This is a genomic window from Stappia sp. G46H5W (assembly GCF_058448995.1).
Genome location: NZ_JBZFLL010000006.1, coordinates 363,664 through 387,526, shown reverse-complemented (window position 1 = coordinate 387,526; position 23,863 = coordinate 363,664). Strand labels below are relative to the sequence as shown.

General features: G+C 68.0%; 22 protein-coding genes and 1 tRNA gene. 19 read left to right on the top strand and 4 right to left on the bottom strand.

Annotation, left to right across the window (positions count from 1 at the left end; translation table 11 throughout):
* The first annotated feature begins 6 nt into the window (after positions 1–6).
* Positions 7–1,989, top strand: coding sequence for an ATP-binding protein (locus tag ACVJ6E_RS20080; protein WP_120270394.1), 1,983 nt, complete (start codon positions 7–9; stop codon positions 1,987–1,989).
* Between the two features lie 3 nt (positions 1,990–1,992).
* Here ACVJ6E_RS20080 and soxR read toward each other — a convergent pair whose 3' ends face one another.
* Positions 1,993–2,481 carry a redox-sensitive transcriptional activator SoxR gene (soxR, locus tag ACVJ6E_RS20075; protein WP_120270395.1) on the bottom strand — a complete coding sequence of 163 codons (489 nt, stop codon included), beginning with the start codon at positions 2,479–2,481 and terminating at the stop codon, positions 1,993–1,995.
* A gap of 113 nt (positions 2,482–2,594) precedes the next feature.
* On the opposite strand from soxR, the gene ACVJ6E_RS20070 reads away from it, so the two are divergent.
* The 4 genes from ACVJ6E_RS20070 to ACVJ6E_RS20055 all read left to right on the top strand — a co-directional run bounded on the left by ACVJ6E_RS20070 (position 2,595) and on the right by ACVJ6E_RS20055 (position 5,705).
* The gene (locus tag ACVJ6E_RS20070; protein ID WP_120270397.1) at positions 2,595–2,972 is read left to right on the top strand and encodes an antibiotic biosynthesis monooxygenase family protein; all 378 of its coding nucleotides are present in this window, start codon (positions 2,595–2,597) and stop codon (positions 2,970–2,972) included.
* A gap of 30 nt (positions 2,973–3,002) precedes the next feature.
* A complete protein-coding gene (locus tag ACVJ6E_RS20065; RefSeq protein ID WP_120270398.1) occupies positions 3,003–3,587 on the top strand; it encodes an NAD(P)H-dependent oxidoreductase in 585 nt (194 codons plus the stop codon).
* A gap of 102 nt (positions 3,588–3,689) precedes the next feature.
* On the top strand, positions 3,690–4,364 hold the full coding sequence (locus tag ACVJ6E_RS20060; RefSeq protein WP_147421908.1) for a hypothetical protein: 675 nt from the start codon (positions 3,690–3,692) through the stop codon (positions 4,362–4,364).
* 243 nt (positions 4,365–4,607) lie between these two features.
* On the top strand, positions 4,608–5,705 hold the full coding sequence (locus tag ACVJ6E_RS20055; protein ID WP_120270402.1) for an NADH:flavin oxidoreductase/NADH oxidase: 1,098 nt from the start codon (positions 4,608–4,610) through the stop codon (positions 5,703–5,705).
* 45 nt (positions 5,706–5,750) lie between these two features.
* On the opposite strand, the gene ACVJ6E_RS20050 is transcribed toward ACVJ6E_RS20055, so the two are convergent.
* On the bottom strand, positions 5,751–8,150 hold the full coding sequence (locus ACVJ6E_RS20050; protein ID WP_120270404.1) for a bifunctional diguanylate cyclase/phosphodiesterase: 2,400 nt from the start codon (positions 8,148–8,150) through the stop codon (positions 5,751–5,753).
* Between the two features lie 350 nt (positions 8,151–8,500).
* Entirely contained in the window at positions 8,501–9,895 is a 1,395-nt protein-coding gene (locus ACVJ6E_RS20045; protein WP_120270406.1) for an aminotransferase-like domain-containing protein, read from the bottom strand.
* A 79-nt stretch (positions 9,896–9,974) separates the two neighbouring features.
* Here ACVJ6E_RS20045 and ACVJ6E_RS20040 point away from each other — a divergent pair, with 79 nt between their 5' ends.
* Complete coding sequence (locus ACVJ6E_RS20040; RefSeq protein ID WP_120270408.1) at positions 9,975–10,937, top strand: DMT family transporter; 963 nt, start codon at positions 9,975–9,977, stop codon at positions 10,935–10,937.
* A 662-nt stretch (positions 10,938–11,599) separates the two neighbouring features.
* On the opposite strand, the gene ACVJ6E_RS20035 is transcribed toward ACVJ6E_RS20040, so the two are convergent.
* Positions 11,600–11,689: transfer RNA gene (locus ACVJ6E_RS20035), tRNA-Ser, on the bottom strand.
* A gap of 539 nt (positions 11,690–12,228) precedes the next feature.
* Here ACVJ6E_RS20035 and ACVJ6E_RS20030 point away from each other — a divergent pair.
* From ACVJ6E_RS20030 to ACVJ6E_RS19970, 13 genes are all read left to right on the top strand, one after another.
* Positions 12,229–12,849: a 50S ribosomal protein L21 gene (locus ACVJ6E_RS20030; RefSeq protein WP_120270410.1), complete on the top strand. Its 621-nt coding sequence runs from the start codon at positions 12,229–12,231 to the stop codon at positions 12,847–12,849.
* A 48-nt stretch (positions 12,850–12,897) separates the two neighbouring features.
* Positions 12,898–13,167 carry a 50S ribosomal protein L27 gene (rpmA, locus tag ACVJ6E_RS20025; protein ID WP_120270412.1) on the top strand — a complete coding sequence of 90 codons (270 nt, stop codon included), beginning with the start codon at positions 12,898–12,900 and terminating at the stop codon, positions 13,165–13,167.
* 137 nt (positions 13,168–13,304) lie between these two features.
* Positions 13,305–13,925 (top strand): GNAT family N-acetyltransferase, encoded by a 621-nt coding sequence (locus ACVJ6E_RS20020; protein ID WP_120270728.1) that lies wholly within the window; start codon positions 13,305–13,307, stop codon positions 13,923–13,925.
* Entirely contained in the window at positions 13,907–14,515 is a 609-nt protein-coding gene (locus ACVJ6E_RS20015; protein WP_120270414.1) for a GNAT family N-acetyltransferase, read from the top strand. Before ACVJ6E_RS20020 ends, ACVJ6E_RS20015 begins: the two co-directional genes overlap by 19 nt.
* On the top strand, positions 14,512–15,072 hold the full coding sequence (locus ACVJ6E_RS20010; protein WP_120270416.1) for a GNAT family N-acetyltransferase: 561 nt from the start codon (positions 14,512–14,514) through the stop codon (positions 15,070–15,072). Before ACVJ6E_RS20015 ends, ACVJ6E_RS20010 begins: the two co-directional genes overlap by 4 nt.
* Before the next feature lie 36 nt (positions 15,073–15,108).
* The gene (gene obgE / locus ACVJ6E_RS20005) at positions 15,109–16,155 is read left to right on the top strand and encodes a GTPase ObgE (RefSeq protein ID WP_120270418.1); all 1,047 of its coding nucleotides are present in this window, start codon (positions 15,109–15,111) and stop codon (positions 16,153–16,155) included.
* Between the two features lie 236 nt (positions 16,156–16,391).
* Positions 16,392–17,612 (top strand): glutamate 5-kinase, encoded by a 1,221-nt coding sequence (proB, locus tag ACVJ6E_RS20000; protein ID WP_120270419.1) that lies wholly within the window; start codon positions 16,392–16,394, stop codon positions 17,610–17,612.
* Positions 17,605–18,885 (top strand): glutamate-5-semialdehyde dehydrogenase, encoded by a 1,281-nt coding sequence (locus tag ACVJ6E_RS19995; RefSeq protein ID WP_120270421.1) that lies wholly within the window; start codon positions 17,605–17,607, stop codon positions 18,883–18,885. The genes proB and ACVJ6E_RS19995 overlap by 8 nt, the downstream gene beginning before the upstream one ends.
* On the top strand, positions 18,886–19,494 hold the full coding sequence (locus tag ACVJ6E_RS19990) for a nicotinate-nucleotide adenylyltransferase (RefSeq protein WP_120270422.1): 609 nt from the start codon (positions 18,886–18,888) through the stop codon (positions 19,492–19,494). It begins immediately after the preceding gene.
* Positions 19,495–19,733: 239 nt separating this feature from the next.
* Positions 19,734–20,147: a ribosome silencing factor gene (gene rsfS / locus ACVJ6E_RS19985; protein WP_120270424.1), complete on the top strand. Its 414-nt coding sequence runs from the start codon at positions 19,734–19,736 to the stop codon at positions 20,145–20,147.
* A 281-nt stretch (positions 20,148–20,428) separates the two neighbouring features.
* Positions 20,429–20,914, top strand: coding sequence for a 23S rRNA (pseudouridine(1915)-N(3))-methyltransferase RlmH (gene rlmH, locus ACVJ6E_RS19980; protein ID WP_120270426.1), 486 nt, complete (start codon positions 20,429–20,431; stop codon positions 20,912–20,914).
* A gap of 235 nt (positions 20,915–21,149) precedes the next feature.
* Complete coding sequence (locus ACVJ6E_RS19975) at positions 21,150–22,532, top strand: peptidoglycan DD-metalloendopeptidase family protein (protein WP_120270428.1); 1,383 nt, start codon at positions 21,150–21,152, stop codon at positions 22,530–22,532.
* Positions 22,529–23,863, top strand: coding sequence for a S41 family peptidase (locus ACVJ6E_RS19970; protein WP_120270430.1), 1,335 nt, complete (start codon positions 22,529–22,531; stop codon positions 23,861–23,863). The genes ACVJ6E_RS19975 and ACVJ6E_RS19970 overlap by 4 nt, the downstream gene beginning before the upstream one ends.

Below are 23,863 nucleotides of genomic sequence, written 5' to 3'. Positions count from 1 at the left end.
CGCACCATGTTCGACAGCCTGCTGATTGCCAATCGCGGCGAGATCGCCTGCCGCATCATCCGCACCGCGCGCCGCATGGGGCTCGCCACCATCGCCGTGCATTCCGATGCCGACCGAAACGCGCTGCATGTGAGGATGGCCGACCGGGCGCTCGCCATCGGCGGGGCGGCGGCAAGCGACAGCTACCTGCGCCTCGACCGGATCATCGCCGCGGCCAGGGCGAGCGGGGCCGGCGCGATCCACCCCGGCTACGGTTTCCTGTCCGAGCGGCCGGAACTTGCCCGGGCCTGCGAGGAAAACGGCATCGCCTTCGTCGGGCCGAACGCGCGGGCCATCGCGGCGATGGGCGCCAAGATCGAGGCGAAGCGCCTGGCCGAAGGCGCCGGCGTGCCCTGCATTCCCGGCTATAGCGGCGAGGACCAGTCGACAGGCAATCTTGCGCGGGCCGCGCGCGAGATCGGCCTGCCGGTGATGGTCAAGGCCTCGGCCGGCGGCGGCGGCAAGGGCATGCGCGCCGTCCACGACGAGGCGGGGCTGGAGGCTGCCATCGATGCGGCCCGCACGGAGGCCGAGCGGGCCTTCGGCGACGGACGGCTGCTCATCGAGAAGCTGGTGCGCAACCCGCGCCATGTGGAAGTGCAGCTGATCGGCGACAGGCACGGCACCTTGCTGCACCTGTTCGAGCGCGACTGCTCGGTCCAGCGCAATCACCAGAAGCTGATCGAGGAGGCGCCGGCGCCGGGCTTGCTCCCCGAAACCCGCGAGCGGCTGTTCGAGGCAGCGCTCAGGCTCGGCCGGGCCATCGGCTACGACAGCGCCGGCACGGTCGAGTTCGTGATGGATGCGGTGACGCAGGAAGTCCACTTCCTGGAGATGAACACGCGGCTGCAGGTGGAGCATACGGTGACCGAGGAGATCACCGGGCTCGACCTTGTGGAGCTGCAGCTGCGCGCGGCGGCCGGCGAGAAGCTGGCTCTGACGCAGGACGACATCACCTGCAACGGCCACGCGATCCAGGCGCGGCTGACGGCGGAGGACGCCAGCGCCGGCTTTCGCCCGGACACGGGCAAGGTGCTGTTGTGGTCGCCGCCTGCGGAACTGCGCTGCGATGCCGGCATCGAGCCGGGGGCGGAGATCGGGGCGGCTTACGATTCCATGATCGCCAAGCTGATCGCCCACGGACCCGACCGGGACGCGGCGCGGCGCAAGCTGCTCTCCGGCCTCGACCGGCTGGAGGTGGCGGGGCTGGCCACCACGCGGCTGTTCCTGCACGACGCGCTGGCCTCGCCGGACTTCGCGCAGGGCGAGGTCACCACCGACTTCATCGCCCGCAACTGGCCGGACGGATGGAGGGTGCCGGAGGCGGACGGCCTCGCCCTTGCGGCGGCGGCGCTTGCGAGCCGGCCGCGCGCGGCGGCAACGCCCTGGCAGGCGCTTTCCGGCTTCCGCCTGCTCGCGCAGGCCGGCTGCCCGGCGCGGGTGACCTATGTGGATGCGGCCGCACCCGAGAGCCGCGTCGTGCTGGAAGCGCGCGAGGCGGGCAACTGGCGGGTCCTTGCCACGGACGGCGAGACGCAGGAGATCGCCGCGCAGTGGACCGGGCCGGACCGGGTGCGCATCACCCGCGATGGTGTGGCGGAAAGCTTCGCCGCCGCTCACCATGACGGACGGATGTGGCTGTGCGGGCCGGGCACGGAGATCGCCTGCGCGGTGCTGCCGCTCGGCGATCTCGGCCAGGACCGGGCGGCGGGCGACGGCGCCTCGCCGGAGCGGATCGCCGCGCCGATGCCGGGCCTCGTCGTCGAGATCCGCGTTGCGGCGGGCGACAGGGTCGCCAAGGGCGACACGCTGGTGGTGATGGAATCGATGAAGCTCCTGATGGAGCTGAAGGCGGCGGCCGACGGCACGGTGGCCGAGATCGCAGCAAGCGAACGCGACACGGTGGAGGCCGGCCGCCTCCTGGTGCGGCTGGAGCCTGCGGAGCGCTGAGACCTACGGCAGGAGCTGCTTGATATCGCGCGCGCCGACCCAGTAACGCGGGCCGGCGCCCAGCGCCCCGGCGCGGTCGTCGGGATTGGCAAGGCGGCACTGGGCGAGCGACAGGCAGCCGCAGCTGATGCACTCGGCAAGGCCGCGCTTGAGCCGCTGCAATTCGGCGATCCTCTCGTCCACCCGCTGCGTCCAGACCTGCGACAGCTGCTCCCAGTCGGCGCCGGTCGGAATGTGGTCGCTCGGCAGCTTGTCGAGCTCCTGCTTCACCTCCTCAAGCGTGAAACCGAGACGCTGCGCGAAGACGATGAAGGCGATGCGCCGCAGCACGGATCGCTCGAAGCGGCGATGGCCGGAGGCCGCGCGCTCGGCCGAGATCAGCCCGCGCTCCTCGTAGTAGCGCAGGGCGGAGGCGGCGACGCCGCTGCGCCGCGCCACCTGCTGGATGGTGAGGACAGGACCTGGCTTGGCGCGGCGGGAGGGGCTGGGCATGGCTTGCGGAGCCTTTGCGGCGGGCAGGCGCGAAAACCGTCCGCGCGACTGTTGACTTAAAGTGCACTTGAACTTTTATCACGTTGCCCGGACAAGACAACCGGAGCGACAGAATGACTGCAACACCCGTCCCGGCCCCCGCGGCCGCGGCCCGCCTCGCCCCCGCCGAAGCGCCCCTCCCCTACACGATGATCAACATCTTCACCCCGACGGGCGGCACCGCCGACCGGCTGCTCGACATGCAGATGCAGGAAATCGCCCGCCTGAGCGAAGCGGCCGGCGAGGCCGGCTGGCTCGGCAACGAGGTCTACTGGGCCTCCGACAGCAGCTGCCTCGTCGTCATCACCCGCTTCACCGACGCGATGGCGGCCGCCAACTGGCGCGCAACGCCGGACTTCGCCGCGCATCTGGAGCGGATCGCACCGCTGATCGCCCGCGTCGATTCGATCCCCGTCGAGCTGATCGCCAGCCACAGCGCCCGGCGCGGCTGACCCCGTTTTTCGAACACGAAAGGACCTTCCATGAGCAAACTGAAGCTGGGGATCATCGTCGGCAGCACCCGCGAGGGCCGCTTTGCCGACAAGCCCGCCCGCTGGATCCGCGCCCAGGCGGAGAAAACCGGCGCCTTCGACGTCGAGGTCATAGACCTTGCCGACTTCCCCTTGCCCTTCTACGGCGACCCGGCGGCGAGCACGGCGCAGAAGCAGGCGGCAAGCGCCTTTGCGGCAAAGGTGGCGACCTGCGACGCCTATGTCTTCACGGTCGCGGAATACAATCACAGCCTGACGGGCGTGCTGAAGAACGCGCTCGACCATGCCTCCTGGGTGCGCCGGCCGGCCGGCAGCATCGCCTATGGCGGCGTCGGCGGCGCGCGGGCGGTGATGCATCTGCGCCAGATCTCGGCGGAGCTGGAACTGGTCTCGGTGAAGGCCGCCGTCCACATCTCCTACGGCGACTATCTGGCGATCCGCGAAGGCCGAGCCGACTTCGAGGCGCTGCCGCATCTGGGCACGGCGGCGGAGCGGATGCTGGATCAACTCGCCTGGTGGGGCCGCGTGCTGCGCAGCGCCCGCCAGGAGGAACGGGGCGTGGAAGCGGTGGCCTGAGGCGCCACGCCGGATCGCGCCCCGGCGCGAAACCGGGCTGGCATTTGCCGCCGAACACGGCGATAGGACTCCCTGCCGGATGTCCGGCAGGGAGAGACCCGCATGACTCGATTGCTCCGAATTGCCCGCCCCTTCGCCTTGTCCGCAGCCGCTGCGCTTCTTTGCGCGGCGCCGCTGGTCCTCGCCGCGCCGGCCGGCGCGCAGACCGCGGATGGGCAGACGGACGCGCAAGCACCCGACATCCGCCCGCAGGACATCCTCGATGCCGCCGTCGGCGACTGGAACAAGGACGGCCGCGAGGACCTGGCCTTGCTGGCGACGACGCGCGGCGACGACATGCAGGTCGGCCTTTACGTCTACCTGCGCGCGGAGGAGACGAACGGGAGCCTGCTGGCGCTGGCGCTGGCTGTACCGGACAAGATCTGGGGCGGGCGCGGCGGCGACACGGCCGCCTTCGGCCAGGAGCCCTCGATCAAGGCGCTTGCCAACGGCTCCATCGCCATCACCACGCAGAACTCCGCCATCGGCCGAAACCGGTGGGAGCACACGATCTCGCTCGCCTATCGCGACGGACGGTTCGTCGTCGCCGGACTGACCTTCGCCTCCTACGACACGCTGCAGGAGGAGGAGCCGCTGAGCTGCGACCTCAATCTCCTGACCGGCCGCGGGGTGGTGAACGAGCGCAAGATCTCCTTCGCGCCGCGGGCCCTAGAGCTGCAGAACTGGGAGACGCAGGACGGCGAGGATCCCGGCATCCGGATCTGCCGCGAACAATAGGCGCGCCTCCGGCCGACGCGAGCCCTGCAACCGCTGCCCACTGGACAAGCGGGTGCCGTTGGTCATCTATTTGATCCGAAACCGTTACCCGAACCCGATCCGCCGACCCGCCAGCCTTCCCTCCCCGCAGGGCCCAGCCCGTTCAAGACGCGTGCCGCCGCATCCCCCGCGATGCCGCCCGGCGCGGCGGGGCCGCCGCGGGGTGAGGGCCAGCTCAGGCCGGATCGCCAGGAAGGACATTCGATGACCGAGCTCTTGTCGCCCCTCCCCTTGCGCGGGCTGACCCTGCCCAACCGCTTCGTCGTCTCGCCGATGTGCCAGTATTCGGCGCGCGGCGGCGTGGTCGGCGACTATCACCTCGTGCATCTCGGCCGCTTCGCGCTGGGCGGCTTCGGCACCGTGATCGTCGAGGCGACGGCGGTGACGGCCGAAGGACGCATCACCTATGGCTGCCCCGGCCTGTGGGACGATGGCCAGATCGCCGGCATGGCGCGGATCACCGCGCTGTTGCGCGCGCAAGGGGCGGTCGCCGGCATCCAGCTGGCCCATGCCGGCCGCAAGGCCTCCTCGATCCCGCCCTGGCTGATCGGCACCGACGAGCGCGAGGCCGATGCCGAGCACTGGGAGCCGGTGGCGCCCTCCGCCCTGCCCCATGCCGAGGACGCGCCGATGCCGCGCGCCATGAGCGAAGACGATATCGAGGCGGAGGTGGCGGCCTGGGCCGCGGCGACGAAACGAGCGGTCGAGGCCGGTTTCCAGCTGATCGAGATCCATGCCGCGCACGGCTACCTGCTGAACCAGTTCCTGTCGCCGCTGTCCAACCGGCGCGAGGACGCCTATGGCGGCAGCGCCGAGAACCGCATGCGCTTCCCGCTCAAGGTGGTGGAGGCGGTGCGCACGGCGATGCCGGACGACATGCCGCTGTTCCTGCGCCTGTCGGCGGTGGACGGGCTGGAGGGCGGACGCACCATCGAGGACAGCGTGGCCTTTTCCCGCGCAGTCGGCGAGCGCGGGGTCGACGTCATCGACGTGTCGGCCGGCGGCTTCACCGGCTCGCGCTTCGAGATCGGCCCGGGCATGTATCTGCCCTGGGCGGCGCAGATCCGCAAGGAGACCGGCCTGCCGGCAATGGCGGTGGGGCTGATGGGCGAGGCGGAGTTGGCGGCGGAGGCAGTCGCGCAAGGGCGCGCCGATCTCGTCGGGCTCGGCCGGGCGGCGCTCGACGATCCGAACTGGCCGCTGCACGCCGCCCGCCGGCTCGGCACGGAAACGCGTGCGTTGTGGCCGAAGCAGGCGGGCTATGCCATCGAACGCTGGCCGGGCCGCACCGCCATCGGCTGACGCAGACGGCCGTCGGCAGGAGAGGACAAGGACCGGCCGGCGGCTTCACTCGCCGGTGCGGCCGCTCCCGGTGCGGGGCGTCCGCATCACCGGCGGCGGCAGGATCCGGTTCTGCTCGGCCGTGCCGGGTTCCGCGGCGCTTTCGTCCGGATGGCCGACGAGATAGCCCTGAATCTCGGTGCAGCCCTGCTGGGTGAGGAATTCCAGCTGCGCCTCGGTCTCCACGCCTTCGGCGAGGATCGGGATATCGAGGCTTTCGCCGAGGGCCAGCACGGCGCGGATCATCGCCGAGGCCTGCGGCCCGCGGTCGAGATCGTCCATGAAGGACTTGTCGAGCTTGATCTTGTCGAAGGGGAACGAGCGCAGGGTCGACAGGGACGAATAGCCGATGCCGAAATCGTCCATCGAGATCGACACGCCCATCGCCTTGATCCGCCGCAGGATATGCAGCGTGCGCTCGGCATCCTGGATCAGCGAGGTCTCGGTGATCTCCACTTCCAGCCGCTGCGGCGACAGGCCGGTCTCCATCAGGATGCCGTGGATCACGTCGGGCATGTCGATGCTGCCGACCTGCAGCGCCGAGACGTTGACCGCGATCTTCAGCTCGTTGTCCCAGGACGCGGCCTCGCGGCAGGCGGTGCGCAGCACCCATTCTCCGATCGGCAGGATCAGGCCGGTGTCCTCGGCGATGGGGATGAACTCCATCGGCAGCAGCACGCCGCGCTCGGGATGGCGCCAGCGCAGCAGGGCCTCGTAGCCGGTCACCTCGTTCTCGCGGACCGAGACCTGCGGCTGGAAGACGAGGAAGAACTGGTTTTCCGCAAGCGCGGTACGCAGCTGCAGCGCTATGGCGCGACGCTCGCGCACGCGCTCGTCCATCCCCTCCTCGTAAAAGCAGATCGCCTCGCCGGGCGAACCCTTGGCCCGGTACATGGCAAGGTCGGCATTGTTCATCAACGTCGCCGGGCTTCCCGCATCGTCGGGGAAGATCGAGATGCCGATGGAGGCGCCGCAGATCAGGTCGACATGGTCGTAAGGCACGGTGGCAAAGAGCTCGCGCTCGAGCCGCGAGGCGATGCCGAGCGCCTGCTCGCGGTCCTGCACCAGCGCGGTGGCGACGAACTCGTCGCCGCCCAGCCGGGCGACGAAGGCCTCCTTGCCGACGGCCGTGCGCATGCGGTCCGACAGGACGCACAGCACATGGTCGCCCGCCGCATGGCCATGCACGTCGTTGACCTCCTTGAAGCGGTCGAGATCGATGGCCAGGAGCGCGATCCGGGCGCTGGCCGGGCGCGTTTCGATCTGGCTGTCGAGATGCTCCAGGAAGGAGGAGCGGTTGGGCAGGCCCGTCAGATTGTCGAAACTGGCGAGGTAGGAGATCTTCTCTTCCTGGGCGAGGCGCGGGCGCAGGTCGCGCACCGAATAAAAGCGGGTGGCGGTCAGATCGTCCCGCTCGTAGCGGTCTTCGCGGGCCGCGACCTCGACGGGAAGCAGCGCGCCGGCGGCGGTGAGCAGCGTCGCGCGCACCAGCTTGTCGACCGAGGACGGCGCGCGCGGCACCAGTTCGGCAAAGGTGCGCCCGACCAGCGCTTCCCGCTGCATGCCACTGAGCAGGATGAAGGCCTCGTTGCAATCGACGATGCGTCCGGCGGTCTCGATGACGATGCCGTCGACGGAACTTTCCAGGATCTGCTTGGTGCGGGCCCGGGTGCGGGCTGTCGCCTGGCGGTCCAGCAACTGGCTGGCAAGGCCCGTGCCGAGCACCAGCACGCCGACCGCCGCCACCGCCACCGCCAGCACGCCATAGGCATCCTCGCTGGTGGCGCCGCCCGGCTGGGGCACCGCCGGAACGATGCCGACCGCTGCCATGCCGGTGAAATGCAGTGCGACGATGGAGCCTGCCAGCAGCGCGGTGCCGAGCAGCTCGCGGGTCTGCAGGACCACCCCCTCGCGGGTGGCGGCAACGAAGGCGGCCGCGCCCAGCACCAGCGACAGCACGAGCGAGGCGGCCACGTAGGTCATGTCCCAGACGATGGCACCGTCGATGCTGAAGGCGGCCATGCCCGTATAGTGCATGACGGACACGCCGACGCCGAACATGCAGCCGCCGAGCATCGGGGCAAGCCGGCCGCGACCGGAGGCGATGGCCAGGCTGACCGCGGCGGAGACGACGGCGATCAGCAGCGAGATGCCGGTGAGCGTCGGATCGTAGGACACGGGCACGCCCGGCCGATAGGCGAGCATGGCGACGAAATGGGTACACCAGATGGTGGAACCGGCGGCCACGGCCCCGTGAAACACCCAGAAGGGCCGCGCCTCGCGCTCCGCCGCGCGGGTGCGCAGGAACAGGCGAATCGAGATCCAGGCGCCGAGGACGCAGATCGCGGCCGCAAGCGCGACCAGCCAAAGATCATGTTCCGTAAATAGGCAGCTGAAAAAGCGCACGGGAAAATCCTCGAAAGATGGCCCGAATGATCGCGGAAAACACCTTCGTTTTCCTTAATTTCAACCAGCCAACGACGTATCAGCAGCGTCGTTCCCAGATCAACCCGGCACCCATTACGGCACTTTCCGCAGAGTCGGGCAAGTCTATCCTCAAACGGCGCAGCAACGCCGGCATGGTTCGGCAGTGGGGATGCACGCATCCGCAGCGCAAGGAGGGGCGAGGCAGGGCTAGGGACGCACGAAATCCGGGCGCACAGGAAAGGATCGGGCTTGGATTTCAAATTGCTGAATTTTGCGAGATGCCTGGACGACCAGCTCTCGGGATCGTCCGAATGCGATCAGCCCCATCCTCATAGTGTCAGCGGTGTCCCGCATGGCTTCTGCCGGAGCACTGCGGCAATGACATCCAGGCCCTGGATGAGCCGTTGCTCACCGGGTTCATGGCTGACGCACAAGCGGATTGCCTCGGGCGCATCAGCGGCATTCATGGCAAAGCTGCGGCCCTCGCTGATGTGAACGCCCATGCGGGCGCATTCCGAGCGAAACACATCGGCTCGCCAGCCTTCTGGCAGCGGCAACCAGAAATGGAAGCCGTCAGGAAACTGCTTTGCCGTATCCATTCCCAATGCGCGTTGAACGAGCTGCTGGCGGCGGCTTGCCGTCTGCCGCTGCTGCTCAGCCAGCCTCGCTGCTGTTCCGTCTTTGATCAGACGGCTTGCCACCTCAAGGGGCATTGGCGGCGTCATCCAGACACTCAGATTGACGGACTGGCGTAGTGCAGACGCGAGTTTTCGAGGTGCATGAAGGAAGCCGATCCGCAAGCCGGGCGCCACACTTTTGGACAGGCTGGTCACATAGACTGTCAAGTCAGGGGCAAATCGCGCGATCGGAGCTGGCTTGTCGCATTTGAGCGGCCCAAAGACATCGTCCTCAATCAGGATAACGCCGTAATGGTCCGCAATCCGCGCAATCTCGGCGCGTCGATCCTCCGAGAGCGTCACCGTCGTTGGCGCTTGCAGGGTCGGTGTAAGATAGAGCGCTTTCGGGTTTGCCTCACGACAGCAGGCCTCAAACGCCTCCGGAATCAGCCCCTGCGCATCCATCGCGACGGCACCGGTCTGAAGGTTGAGGCGCGAAGCCATCGCGAGAACAGGTGTGTAGGTCAAGGCTTCGGCAAGCAACAAGTCGCCCGGCTTTAAAAGGGCCATCAGGGCACACAAAATGCCATGCTGGCCGCCGGCGACCGGAACAATGCACTCAAGAGAAGCCTCCACGCCGCAATCCGCGAGCCATGACTGACCTGCCTCAAGATGGTGAACCAGATCGGTATCGGTCTGATAGTCGAGCAGCGCGCGCAAGCCCGTATCGCTCGCGATCTCCGACATGACCCGACGAATGTGGGGTTCCGAAAAGCCGGGCAGCGGCAGATTGCGTGAAAGGTCGATGGGACCACGGCTTTCGCGAAGCAGTGTCTCGGGTTCTGCTTGATCTGGACTGAAATCAGCGGACCGAACGAATGTTCCCCGACCGACTTCCCCCTTGATGAGAGCCCGCTTCACAGCCTCCGCATAGGCGCGGCTGGTCGTGTTGGGAGAGATGTTGAGCTGATAGGCCAGTTCGCGATGCGGCGGAAGGCGCGTTCCGGCGGCCAGTCTGCCCGCCGCGATATCCTCAGCCATGGCCTCCAGAATCTGGAGGTATTTCGGGCCTTCGCGGCTCGACAGGTCTGGTATCCAAATTGCCATCAGATCAATGTTTTGATTGCACCTATTTAGACATGGATGCAATTCAGTTGGCCGTCAACACAATCAATGAGTTTCGGTCATGGCACTCACCTCTCCATCCGTCGGGAAAGGCGTTGGGTTTTCCCTTGTCAGCCTCACATTGCTGGGTGTCATGCCGATTGTCTCAAACCTGCGCCCTTCGGACATTGGCGCGCTGAGCTTTGCTTTCGCATTGTCGGTCTGGCAGGTGATCTTTGCGGCCCCGGCATTCGGGCTTGAACTGCGAAGCGGGACCAAAGGGATTTTTGGCCTAGATCTGTCGCGCCGCGAGCGCGGACGGATGATCCTCGTGGCGCTGTTCACCGGCGCATTGTTCGGTCTTTCGACCTATCTCTATGTGCTGGGAGTTGAGAAGGCCGGCGCGACGAATGCGGCGATTGCAATACAGGCCTACCCGCTGTTCGCCATCCTCTGGGAAACGCTTTTCCTGAAACGCCGCAAGACGGCAGCCGAACTGGCTCTGACCGCGATTTTGATCGGATCGCTCTACTATCTCGGAACGGCCGGCACCTTCATGGTATCCGGCATGTCGCCCTGGTTTCTCGTCTCTCTCGGTGTGCCCCTGCTTTGGAGCATTGCGCATGTCATCATCAAGGAAGAACTGAGCAATACGCCGATTACGCCCGTGCAGGTGACGTTCTTTCGGGTGGCAATCTCGACAGCGTTCCTGCTGGTGATCATAGCTTTCGCTACTCCTTCGGGCATCGCTGCCGGCCTGAGCGCGATCTTTCAGCCAATGTCGGCCATCATGGGGCTGGTCTATTTCCTGGAATTGATCGTCTGGTTCCATGCCGTCCGCCACATCGACGTTTCCCTGGCCAGTTCGATCACTACACCCTGGCCTGCGCTGACGATGGTGCTCGCCGTGCCTTTGCTCGGCGATACTGTCGAAACATATCAGGTTGTGGCGCTGATCATTGCTGTCGCCTGCATCTACGGGCTGACGCTTGCCGGGCTGCGAAAAGCGACGGTCAAACCTGCGACAGATGCGGGCAGGGTCTGAAATGCTCGGCATCTATGCCAGGGCCATGATGGTGGCGACGCGAATGGACGATCTTCAACACCATGTTCGCGTTGCCCGCACCGCTGACGAGGGAACCTTGCCCAGTTCAACTGACGAAAGGGGCTCACCCGACTCAAGCCACCAGCCGCGAGAGCGGGGACGAAAATGCGTCGACGATCAGAATCCATAACCGGCCGCCGATGGGGCACGCAAACCCTGCTCGGGTCACGCATTCCCATGGTATCGCCGGTCATACGCCCGCTGTCGCTGAATATCTGAACTTCAGGCACGCGGCGTCCGCCTGACCGAGGCCGGACGCCAGTTCGTTGAGCGGGTAGCGGTGGGCCTGGACCAACTCGGCCATGCCGTGAAGATGGCGAATATCCCAGCATCTGGGGAATGCGGATACCTGCGCATTGGTGTCCATGCGCCAATTCCGGGCGGGTTTTTTCGCGCGGCTTCGCACCAACATGCCGGACATCGAACGACGGCACATAGGCGGTTGCCGGCGGCAATCGATGATGAAATGGCGGGGTATCGCGGAGGGATTTCGAACCCGCAGGGTTCGCAAGGCCAAGGGCCGTCCGAGCTTATGCTCGGCCCCGACTGGAGCGAAGCCCGAAGGGCGACAGCGCGAAGGGCGACAGCGCGAAGTCAGGAAATGGCGGAGAGAGAGGGATTCGAACCCTCGGAACGCTTGCGCGCTCAACGGTTTTCGAGACCGCCCCGTTCAACCACTCCGGCACCTCTCCGCTATATGAGATGTCGTGGTCTCAAAGTGCGACGGTACATAGCGAAGTGCGGCGAGCCGCACAAGAGGCGTCTTGCAACTTTTCCCCGGCGGTGCACAGCGCCGGGCCGGCAAGGCGCCCCCGGCGCGGGAGCGCATGGAAGATCGAGGGGTTGCGCGCGTGTCACAAAAGCGCCGGCGCGCGCGGCAAAGCGCACAAAACCGCCCTTGCAAGCGTTGACTTTGCATCGCCGATCCGTATAGTCGCGCTGCTTCGCAAAGGGCCCGCAAAGGCCCATCCGTTGCCCGAGGCTCTCCGCCGTTCCCCGCAACCCACAGCCAACGCCCTTGAAAACGGGGCCTGACTGCGGCTTTTCCGGTGACCGGCAGACCTTTCCGCCAGGCTTCAAGGGCCCCGCCCGACGAGCCGGCAGGACGGTTTCAAGAGAGGCAATGTCCTCGTCAAGTTCCCGCAAGGGACGCCGAAGGGCAGGAAGGCGAAGCCCGGCAGACCAAAGACGGCCTGCCGGCGAGCAAAACGAAAAGAAGGACGTGCGAGACATGTTCGCAGTGATCAAGACGGGCGGCAAGCAGTACCGCGTCGCCCAGGATGACCTGCTCAAGGTCGAGAAGATCTCGGCCGAGGCGGGTGAGACCGTGACTTTCGAAGAGGTCCTGATGGTGGGCGGCGACACCGCCACCATGATCGGTGCCCCCCTGGTCGAGGGTGCGAGCGTCGTCGGCGAGGTCGTCGACCAGGCGCGCCACCGCAAGATCATCATCTTCAAGAAGCGCCGTCGGCAGAACTCGCGTCGCCGCAACGGCCACCGCCAGAGCTTCACGCTGGTCAAGATCACCGACATCCTGACCGGTGGCGCCAAGCCGGCGACCAAGAAGAAGGCCGCTGCTCCGAAGGCGGAGAAGGCCGAGGATGCAGGCACCGAGACCGAACTCCCGGTCCTGTTCACCGCACCGGATGCGCCCGCCGACGATCTGAAGAAGATCTCCGGTGTCGGCCCCGTGCTGGAGAAGAAGCTGAACGCGATGGGCATCACGACCTACGCTCAGGTCGCAGCCTTCACCGCGGAAGACATCGCCCGCGTCGACGAAGCCCTTTCCTTCAAGGGCCGCATCGAGCGCGACAACTGGGTCCAGCAGGCTTCGGATCTGGCCGGCAAGTGATTGCCGCCATTCAAGGCTGACTGAAGGTTTTCGACGAGGAGTTTCGTCATGGCACACAAAAAGGCAGGTGGCTCGTCCCGTAACGGCCGCGATTCCGCGGGCCGACGTCTGGGCATCAAGAAGTTCGGCGGCGAGGCAGTCGTCCCGGGCAATATTATCGCGCGCCAGCGCGGCACGAAGTGGCATCCGGGTACGGGTGTTGGCATGGGCAAGGATCATACGATCTTCGCCGTCGTCGAGGGAACGGTGACGTTCCAGGCCAAGGCCAACAAACGCACGTATATCAACGTGATGCCACTCGTAGACGCAGCAGAGTAAAGCCGACGTGTTTGGTTCGAACCGCCGGCGTCCCATCGACCCGGCGGTTTGAAACAAAACCGGCATGATCGCGACGGATCAGGGGAGATGGGCCGCCATCTCCCCTTTTTCTTTTCGTCGCAATGCCGGAGGACACCATGGTTGCGGATCTCGAAGAGAGCCTGGAAGAAGATAGTCTGGCCGCGGTTGCTGGCCCGCAGGAGACCGAGAGGCTGAAGCTGGACGCGCTGCGTCCGGACGACCTTGCAGATATCGTTTTCCTCGCCAACAACCGCCGTATCGCAACGATGGTGGCATCGATGCCCCATCCCTTCACGGTCGCCGACGGGCGAAATCTCATCGCCCTTTCGGCGAACCGCTCGACGACGCGCGCCAAGTTCGCCATCCGCCTGAAGTCGACGGGCCGCGTGATCGGCGCCATCGGCTATGGCGCTCCCGACGAGGGCGAGCCGCTGCATCTGGGCTACTGGATCGGCGAGCCGTTCTGGGGCCAGGGCTACGCCACCGAGGCGGCGCAGTCGGTGGTCGACCATGTCTTCGCGGCCCAGGGTGCCGACCGGCTGACGGCGGCGGCCCGCGTCACCAACCCCGCCTCGCGGCGGGTGCTGGTCAAGTGCGGCTTCCAGTTCGTCGAGCAGGGGATGATCCATTCCCGCGGCGCCGGCGGTGCGGTCTCGGTCGACCGCTTCGCCATCGACCGCAGCACCTGGCGCGCCCTCAAGCAGTGGGGGCGGATGACATGCCTCACCTCGGCCTGAATGAGGGACGCCTGAGCGACCGGCTCGCCACCCGGCGGCTGGTGCTGCGCCCGCTGGAGCCGGCGGACGCGGAAGCCATCGACACGCTGTGCAGCCGCGACCACGAGATCGTGCGCTGGCTGACCGGCATGCCGTGGCCGGCGAAGGACGGCGCGGCGGCGGAATTCGTCGCCGCCGCCATCAACGAGGATCCGCTGACCGGCGAGGCGGCCTTCGCCGTCACGCTGGGCGGCATCGTGATCGGCCTCGTCGCCATCAAGGCGCCGGGAGAGCTGGCCGAACATCCGGACTGCCCCTCGATCGGCTACTGGATCGGCCGCCCGTTCCAGGGCTTCGGCTATGCCGGCGAGGCCGCAGCGGCCGCGCTCGACTGGGGCTTTGCCGCCCATCGCTGCCAGGCGATGGCGGCGCGGGCCTTCGCCGACAATGCCGCCTCGCTCAAGGTGCTCGCCCGTCTCGGCTTTCGCCGGACGGGGCGGATGATGCGCCATTCGCTGGCGCTGGGACGCGAGGTGGAGAACGTGGTGCTGCGGCTGGAGCACGCCAGCCGTCCGGGCGCCGACGCGCGCCAGGTGGAGGCCGCGATATGAGCACGCTCGCCCATCCCTTGCTGAAAAGCGCAAGGCTGACGCTGCGCGCGCCCGTCGCCAGTGATCTCGACCGCCTTGCAAAGCTGGCAAACGATGCCGATATCGCGCGGGTGCTGGAGCGCCTGCCGCACCCCTATTCGCGCGAGGACGGCGAGACGTGGCTTGCCGGCATCGGCCGCGATCCGGCAAAATTCGAGCTTGCCATCGACGATGGCAGCGGGTTCGTCGGCGCGTTGTCGCTACGCGGATTGGACGAAACGCCGGTGATCGGCTATTGGCTTGGCCGGCCCTTCTGGGGGCACGGCTACATGAGCGAGGCTGCCGGCACCGCGCTTGCCTGGATTTTCGGGGCAGGAAACGCGCAAGCCGTCGAGGCCCGCGTGATGACAGAGAATACCGCCTCGCGGAACGTGCTCGAAAAGCTCGGCTTCCGCGACATCGGCGGGACGGAGTGCACGAGCCTGGCCTGCGGGATAAGCCGGCCGGCGCGCTGCTACCGGCTCGACCGCACGACATTCGAGTACCGGAACCGGGGACATGCCCCGGTACAGGCCTGACGACCGGCCCGACGGGCCAGCAGAAAGACACGACGCATGAAGTTCCTCGACCAGGCCAAGATCTATGTCCGTTCCGGCGACGGCGGCGCGGGCGCCGTCTCGTTCCGGCGGGAGAAGTATATCGAGTTCGGCGGTCCCGACGGCGGCGACGGCGGGCGCGGCGGCGATGTCTTCGTCGAATGCGTCGACGGGCTGAACACGCTGATCGACTTCCGCTTCGCCCAGCACTTCAAGGCCAAGACCGGCATGCACGGCATGGGCCGCAACCGCACCGGTGCCAAGGGCGACGACGTGGTGCTGCGGGTCCCGGTGGGCACGGAGATCCTGGAAGAGGACAACGAGACGGTGCTGGCCGACATGACCCGCGTCGGCGAGCGGCTTCTGCTGCTCAAGGGCGGCAATGGCGGTTTCGGCAACGCGCATTTCAAGTCGTCCACCAACCAGGCGCCGCGCCATGCCAATCCCGGCCTGGAGGGCGAGGAAAAGTGGATCTGGCTGCGGCTGAAGCTGATCGCCGATGCCGGCCTCGTCGGCATGCCGAATGCCGGCAAGTCGACCTTCCTTGCCGCCGTTTCGGCGGCCCGGCCGAAGATCGCCGACTATCCCTTCACCACGCTGCATCCCAATCTGGGCGTCGTCGAGATCGACGGTAACGGCTTCGTGCTCGCCGACATTCCCGGCCTGATCGAGGGCGCGCACGAGGGCATCGGCCTCGGCGACCGGTTCCTCGGACATGTGGAGCGCACCCGTGCGCTGTTGCATCTGGTCGACGGCACCCAGGAAGACCCGGGCGAGGCCTACCGCGTGGTGCGTGGGGAGCTGGCCGCCTATGGCGCCGGGCTCGACGAGAAGCCGGAAGTGGTGGCACTGTCGAAGGTCGACGCGCTGGACGAGGAGACCCGCGCGGAGCGGGCCGCGATCCTGGAGGAAGCCTGCGGGCAGAAGCCGCTGCTGCTGTCCTCCGCGAGCGGCGAGAATGTCGACCGGGGCCTGCGGATGATCCGCCGCGCCATCGACCGCGACCGCGAGCAGGAAGCGAACTCCGTGCCGCAGATGCCGAGCGAGCCCTGGCGCCCGTCGTAAGGCGCCAGGCACGGGAAGCGGACACGACGCGACAGGACGCAAGGCGATGGCGACAGCCCGCCGGAGACAGGAAACCAGGCCCGCGATGAAGACGGGCCGCAACGGAGGGGCCGTGATGGGCCGACCATGACCGGGAGCGCCTTTGGCGGGCGCGCGAGGGCGCCCCGCCCCACCCTCCCCTGTCTTCCGCGCGCGCCTGCAACGGGCCGCGCACCCGAACTGACGGACCACACCCGATGTCCACCCCCCTCTCCGATTCGCTGTCCGCCCTGACGGACAGCGACAGCAAGGCCGGCACCGCAAAAGCTGCCGGCCGCCTCTCCTCCCACCGCCGCCTCGTCGTCAAGATCGGCTCGGCCCTGCTCGTCGAGGACGGCAGGCTCAAGCGCGACTGGCTCGACGCGATGGCCGACGACCTCGCCATGCTGGCGCGGGCCGGCACGGAGCTCATCGTCGTCTCCTCCGGCGCCATCGCGCTGGGGCGCGGCGTCCTCAAGCTGCCGCGCGGTCCCTTGAAGCTCGAACAGGCGCAGGCTGCCGCCTCGGTCGGCCAGGTGGCGCTGGCGCAGGCCTATGCCGAAGCGCTCGGCGCGCGCGGGCTGACCGCCGGCCAGGTGCTGCTGACGCTCGGCGACACCGAGGAGCGGCGGCGCTATCTCAACGCCCGCGAGACGCTGGGCACGCTGCTGAAGCTCGGCGCCGTGCCCATCGTCAACGAGAACGACACGGTCGCCACCTCCGAGATCCGCTACGGCGACAACGACCGGCTGGCGGCGCGCGTCGCCACCATGGCCAGCGCCGACTGTCTGGTGCTGCTGTCGGATGTGGACGGGCTCTATACCGCGCCGCCCGCCAGCAATCCGGACGCGGTGTTCCTGCCCGAGGTCGCGGCGATCACCGGCGAGATCGAGTCCATGGCGGGCGCCGCCGGGTCCGAACTGTCGCGCGGCGGCATGCGCACCAAGATTGACGCGGCCAAGATCGCCACCTCCGCCGGCACGACCATGGCGATTGCCAGCGGCAAGCGGATGAACCCGCTGGCGCATCTGGAAGCAGGGGGCCGGGCGACATGGTTTCTCGCAAGGTCGACGCCCGCCACCGCCCGCAAGGCGTGGATCGGCGGCCATCTGGAGCCGCGCGGCGCGCTGCACCTGGACGCGGGCGCGATCCGCGCGGTGGAATCGGGCCGCAGCCTGCTGCCGGCCGGCATCCGCCGGGTGGAAGGCGACTTCAACCGCGGCGACGCGGTGCGGCTGGTGGCCCCGGACGGGCGCGACATCGGCCGCGGGCTGGTCGCCTACGACCACCCGGAGGCGGGACTGATCCTCGGGCGCAACAGCCGCGAGATCGAGACGATCCTCGGCTATGCGGGCCGGGCGGAGATGGTGCACCGGGACGATCTCGTGCTAAGCGGGCAGACCGGAGAGACGGTGACGGGAGGCGGCAGCGATGCTTGAACGGGTGGCGAAGACCGATATCGCGGGACTGATGCGGCAGATGGGCCGCGAGGCCCGCGCGGCGTCGCGCCGGCTGGCGACGGCCGATGCGGCAACGAAGAACGCTGCCCTGGCGGCGATGGCCGAAGAGGTGCGCGCTTCGACCGCCGAGATCCTGGCCGCGAACGCACAGGACATCGCCGCGATGACCGAAGGCGGCCAGACCGCCGCCTATCTCGACCGCGGCACGCTGACAGAGGAGCGCGTCGAGGCGATTGCCGCCGGCATCGAGGCGGTGGCGGCGCTGGACGATCCGGTGGGCGCGGTGATCGCCGCCTGGGACCGGCCGAACGGGCTGCATATCGAGCGCGTACGCACGCCGCTCGGCGTCATCGGCGTGATCTACGAGAGCCGGCCCAACGTGACGGCGGATGCCGGCGCGCTGTGCCTGAAGGCCGGCAACGCGGTGATCCTGCGCGGCGGCTCCGACACGATCCGCTCCAACCTTGCCATCCATGCCGCGCTGGCGCGCGGGTTGGTGCGCGCCGGCCTGCCGGAAGCGGCGATCCAGGTGGTGCCGGTGACCGACCGGGCCGCCGTCGGCGAGATGCTGGCCGGGCTCGAGGGCACCGTCGACGTGATCGTGCCGCGCGGCGGCAAGAGCCTCGTTGCCCGCGTCCAGCAGGAAGCGCGCGTGCCGGTGTTCGCGCATCTGGAAGGCCTCTGCCACATCTTCATCGACCGCAGCGCCGATCCGGACATGGCGCTGAAGGTGGCGGTCAACGCCAAGATGCGCCGCACCGGCATCTGCGGGGCGATGGAAACGCTGCTGATCGACCGTGCCGTGGCGGACACGCTGCTGGTGCCGATCTGCACTGCGCTGATCGAGGCGGGCTGCGAGATCCGGGGCGACGCGGACGTTTGCGCCGCCGTGCCGCAGGCGCGCGCGGCGACCGAGGACGACTGGCGCACCGAATATCTCGACGCGATCCTGTCCGTCCGCGTCGTCGACGGGCTGGAGGCGGCCATCGAGCATATCGAGACCTACGGCTCGCACCACACCGACGGCATCATCGCCGAGGACCCGCAGGCGGTGGCGCGGTTCTTCGCCGAGGTGGATTCGGCGATCCTGACGCACAATGCCTCGACCCAGTTCGCCGATGGCGGCGAGTTCGGCATGGGCGCGGAGATCGGCATCGCCACCGGGCGCATGCATGCGCGCGGGCCGGTGGGCGTCGAGCAGCTGACGAGCTTCAAGTACCGGGTCCACGGCACCGGGCAGGTGCGCCCCTGAATGGACCTTCGGCTCGCCATTCCGCATGCCGAGCCGGGCAACCGCATCGGCCTGTTCGGCGGCTCGTTCAATCCGCCGCATTCCGGCCACCGGCTGGTCGCCGACATCGCGCTGGCGCGGCTCGGGCTCGACCGGCTGTGGTGGCTGGTGACGCCGGGCAATCCGCTGAAGGACCATTCGGAGCTGGCGCCGCTGGCCCGGCGGCTGGATGCGGTGGAGGCGATTGCCCGGCATCCGCGCATGGTGGTGACCGCGATGGAGACGCAGCTGGGCACCGCGTATAGCGCGCGCACGCTGGCGCGACTGACGCGGCTGCGGCCGCGGCTCAACTTCGTCTGGGTGATGGGGGCGGACAATCTCGCCGGCTTTCACCGCTGGCAGGACTGGCGCGACATCTTCGCGCGCGTGCCCATCGCGGTGGTCGACCGGCCGGGCGCGACGCTGCCCGCGCTCGCCTCGCCGGCGGCGCAGAGCTTTGCCGGCAACCGTCTCGACGAGACCGATGCGCGGCTGCTGCCGGGCATGGCGCCGCCCGCCTGGACCTTCCTGACCGGACCGCGCGATGCCTCCTCCTCCACGCGGATCCGCGCGCTCGCGCAGGACCGGTGAAAGGGTCCGTTCGGCACGTTGCCGGGAATGTCTTGAAAACGCCACCAACGAGGGCCACTCTTTTACTTGCGCCGGAAGAGTCGCGCCGTATCGCATTTCGGCGTACAAGGCCGGATAACGGACGACCTGCCCAAGGCAGACGTCCCTATCCATCAGGCCGCAGCCCCAAAGGATGCACCATGACGTGCAGCCGCCGGCATGCGGCCGGACGAACCGGATGAAAGGCAATCCGTCTGAGCATGACCTTCGAAACCGAGGCGACGGCGTCCACCGCCCCTCACCCCGCAGCAGCCGGCACGCAGCAGCGTGCGAACCTGCTCGACACCGTCCTCGCCTCCCTTGCCGATTCCAAGGCCGAGGACATCGTCACCATCGACATCACCGGCAAGTCGCCGATGGCCGATCAGGTCATCGTCGCATCGGGCCGTTCGCACCGGCATGTCGGCGCCATCGCCGACCACCTGCTGCGCGACCTGAAGGATGCCGGCCACGGCAATGCCCAGATCGAGGGCGCGCCCCAGTGCGACTGGGTGCTCATCGACGCGGGCGACGTGATCGTCCATGTGTTCCGCCCAGAGGTCCGCGCCTTCTACAATATCGAGAAGCTGTGGTCGGTGGACGACGTGAGCGCGCCGGTACACTACGCCGGCTGATGCCGGCGTAGCGAGGAAACGGACAGGACCGTCTCCCGCCAGGCCTTGCGCCGGCGGGACGAAGGGTCTCTGCCGCCCGCGCCCCAAGGTTCCGGCTGTTCGGACCCCGTGGGCGCAAGGGGTGGAGAGAACGGCCCTGCGAGGCCGAGCGGGACCGTGTGCGCCCGGCCGTATCAGGCCGCCTGTGGCCGCACTCGTGGGCCGGCTCCTGGCAGGATCGCTATCCGCGCCCGCCTCCAATCCCGCCGCACCCGCAGAACCTGGAAAGTTTCGGCCCGCCCATGCGCCTTCACATCGCCTGCATCGGACGCATGAAGGCCGGTCCCGAGCGCGAGCTCTTCGACCGGTACGGATCGCGCATCGACAAGGCCGGCCGGGGCGTCTCGCTCGGTCCGCTGTCGGTGACGGAGCTGCCCGAATCCCGCAGTCCCCGCGCCCAGGACCGCAAGGCGGAGGAAGCGCGCGCGCTGCTGGCCGCCCTGCCGGCGGGCACGGCGATCCTGTGTCTCGACGAGACCGGCCGGGACATGACGAGCGAGGCCTTCGCCGCCGAGCTGGAAAAGATCCGGGATGCGGGAACGGCGGATCTGGCCCTGGCGATCGGCGGTCCGGACGGCCATGGCGAGGCGCTGCTGGAGGCCGCGCGGGCAAAGCTCGCCTTCGGACGGATGACCTGGCCGCACCAGATCGTGCGGGCGCTCGCCGCCGAGCAGCTCTACCGGGCGGTGACCATCCTTTCGGGCCATCCCTATCACCGCGGTGCGTGACGCAGCGGACTGCCCGTATTCCGCCCTATTTCTCGTCTAGGCCTTCTTTCCGCAGGCAGGAGTGAAGGGTTTACCATTCATTAGGGTTGACGTTTCTTTAACGTCCCTGGGGCAAGCTGGTCATCCTTAGTCAGCCCCTCCCGGGCTCCCCGCGTCCGGCGGATCCGCACCGGCAAGACCGGCAGCGCGACCCGAACGGGCGGAACGGTGAACATACGACCAACTGCCGAGAGCCATGCGGACAGGCCATCTGCTGCTGATCCTTCCTCTCGCCGTCGCGCTTGCGACAGGCGTGTTGCCGCAGGGGCCCGGACAGGGCCTGGCAAGCGAGGAACAGATCGAGACGGCGCAGGAGCCGTCCACCGCCGCGGACCCCGCATCCGGCACGGCCTCCCAACCGGAGAGCCTGGCCGAGCGCAAGGCCCGCCGCGAGGAGGAACTGTCGACGCTGACGCGCGATTTGTCGCTGTCGGCGGACCGGCAGGCCGCGCTCGCCCGAGAAATTCGCGCCATCGAGCGCGACCGGGAAGCGCTCAATGCCGACCTGCTGCGCACGGCGCAGAGGGTCACCCGGCTCGAAGAGCAGCTGGCGGCGACGGAAGATCGCCTGCGCCGCCTGGGAGAGAACGAGGACGCAGTGCGCGCATCCCTTGTCAAACGACAGGACGTGCTGGCCGAGGTGCTCTCGGCACTGCAGCGAATCGGCCGGCATCCGCCGCCGCCGCTCGCCGTGCGTCCGCGCGATGCGCTCGGCGCGGTGCGCAGCGCCCTGCTGCTCAACGCGGTGATGCCGGAGCTGCATGTGGAAGCGCAGGCGCTGGCGAGCGACCTTGCCTCCCTGCGCCAGCTCAAGGTGTCGAGCGCGGCCGAGCGCGACCGGCTGGTCGCCGACGGACGGCGCCTGGCCGAGGAACGCACCCGCGTGGAAATGCTGGTCGCCTCGAAGAAGCGCGACTATGAGAGGAGCGAAGCGGAACTGGCGCAGGAGCGCGACCGCACACGCCAGCTTGCCGAGGAGGCGGGCACTCTCAAGGAATTGATCGCGACGCTGGAGCGGGACATCACCAGCGCGCGGGACGCGGCGGAAGCCGCCCGCAAGGCCGACGAGGCCCGGCGCAACGCCCCGCCCCCGTCCGATCCGTTCAGCGATCCGGGACGGCTGGCGCCGGCCATCGCCTTTGCCGACGCGAAGGGTCGCATCGGCCCGCCGGTGACCGGCACGGTGCTGCGGGACTTCGGGGCGCAGGACAGTTTCGGCGGCACGACCCAGGGCCGCTCGATCGCCACCCGCGCCAATGCCCAGGTGGTGGCTCCGGTGGACGGCTGGGTCGTCTATGCAGGACCGTTCCGTTCCTACGGGCAGGTCTTGATCCTGAACGCCGGCGATGGATATCATATCCTTCTTGCCGGCATGGACCGGACGAATGTCGAGCAGGGGCAGTTCGTGCTGGCAGGGGAGCCCGTCGCGACGATGGGAGAGACGCGCGTTGCAAGCGCGGCGACTCTCGATCTCGCGGCACCGCAACCCGTGCTCTATGTTGAATTTAGGAAAGACGGCGTTTCGATCGATCCCACACCTTGGTGGGTTCGGCCCGAAGAAGAAAAGGCTCGCGGATGATTCGGAAAGCTTCCCTGTTGCTGGTCGGTGCGCTCATCGGTGGCGCGACAATCACCGCCCTCTCGCAGATGCCCGTGCGTGTCAGCGGCGTGGCGAATGCCGCCGCCTCCGACACCTACCGGCAGCTCAACCTCTTCGGCGACGTGTTCGAACGGGTCCGCTCCGACTATGTCGAGGTTCCCGACGATGCGGCTTTGATCGAGTCGGCCATCAACGGCATGCTGAGCTCGCTCGACCCGCATTCGAGCTACCTGTCGCCCAAGCACTTCCGCGACATGCAGGTGCAGACGCGCGGCGAGTTCGGCGGCCTCGGCATCGAGGTCACGATGGAGGACGGCCTGGTCAAGGTCGTCACCCCGATCGATGACACGCCCGCCTTCAAGGCCGGCGTGATGGCCGGCGACCTGATCACCCATCTCGACGGCGAGCAGATCCAGGGCCTGACCCTGTCGGAAGCGGTCGACAAGATGCGCGGACCGATCAACACCGGCATCGAGCTGACGATCCGCCGCGAGAACGTGGCCGAGCCGGTCAAGCTGACGATCACCCGCGACATCATCCGCATCAAGTCCGTGCGCTTCCGCGAGGAAGGCGAGGTCGGCTATCTGCGCGTGACCCAGTTCAATGAGCAGACCTATGACGGCCTGAAGGACGGCATGGACGAGGTCGCGAAGAAGATCGGCTCCGACAAGCTCAAGGGCTTCGTGCTCGACCTGCGCAACAATCCCGGCGGTCTGCTCGACCAGGCGATCGCCGTCTCCGACGCCTTCCTGCAGCGCGGCGAGATCGTCTCGACCCGCGGCCGCAACGCCGACGAGACCCAGCGCTACAACGCCCGCTCGGGCGATCTTGCCAACGGCAAGCCGGTGATCGTGCTGATCAACGGCGGCTCGGCCTCGGCGTCCGAGATCGTCGCCGGCGCCCTGCAGGACCACCGCCGCGCCACCGTGCTCGGCACCCGGTCCTTCGGCAAGGGTTCGGTGCAGACCATCGTCCCGCTCGGCGCCAACGGTGCGATCCGGCTGACGACGGCGCGCTACTACACCCCGTCGGGCGTCTCGATCCAGGCCAAGGGCATCACCCCGGACATCGAGGTGCTGCAGGAGCTGCCCGAGGAACTGCGTGCCAGCGGCGCCGAGACCAAGGGCGAGGCGGGCCTGCGCGGCCACCTGCAGGGCGAGGGCGAGGAGCAGTCCGGCAGCCAGGCCTATGTGCCGCCGGATCCCAAGGACGATGCCCAGCTGAAGCTGGCGCTCGACCTGCTCAACGGCGTCCAGGTGAACAGCGCCTTCCCGCCGGTCGGCGACCAGAAGGCCGCCGTTCCGAACTGA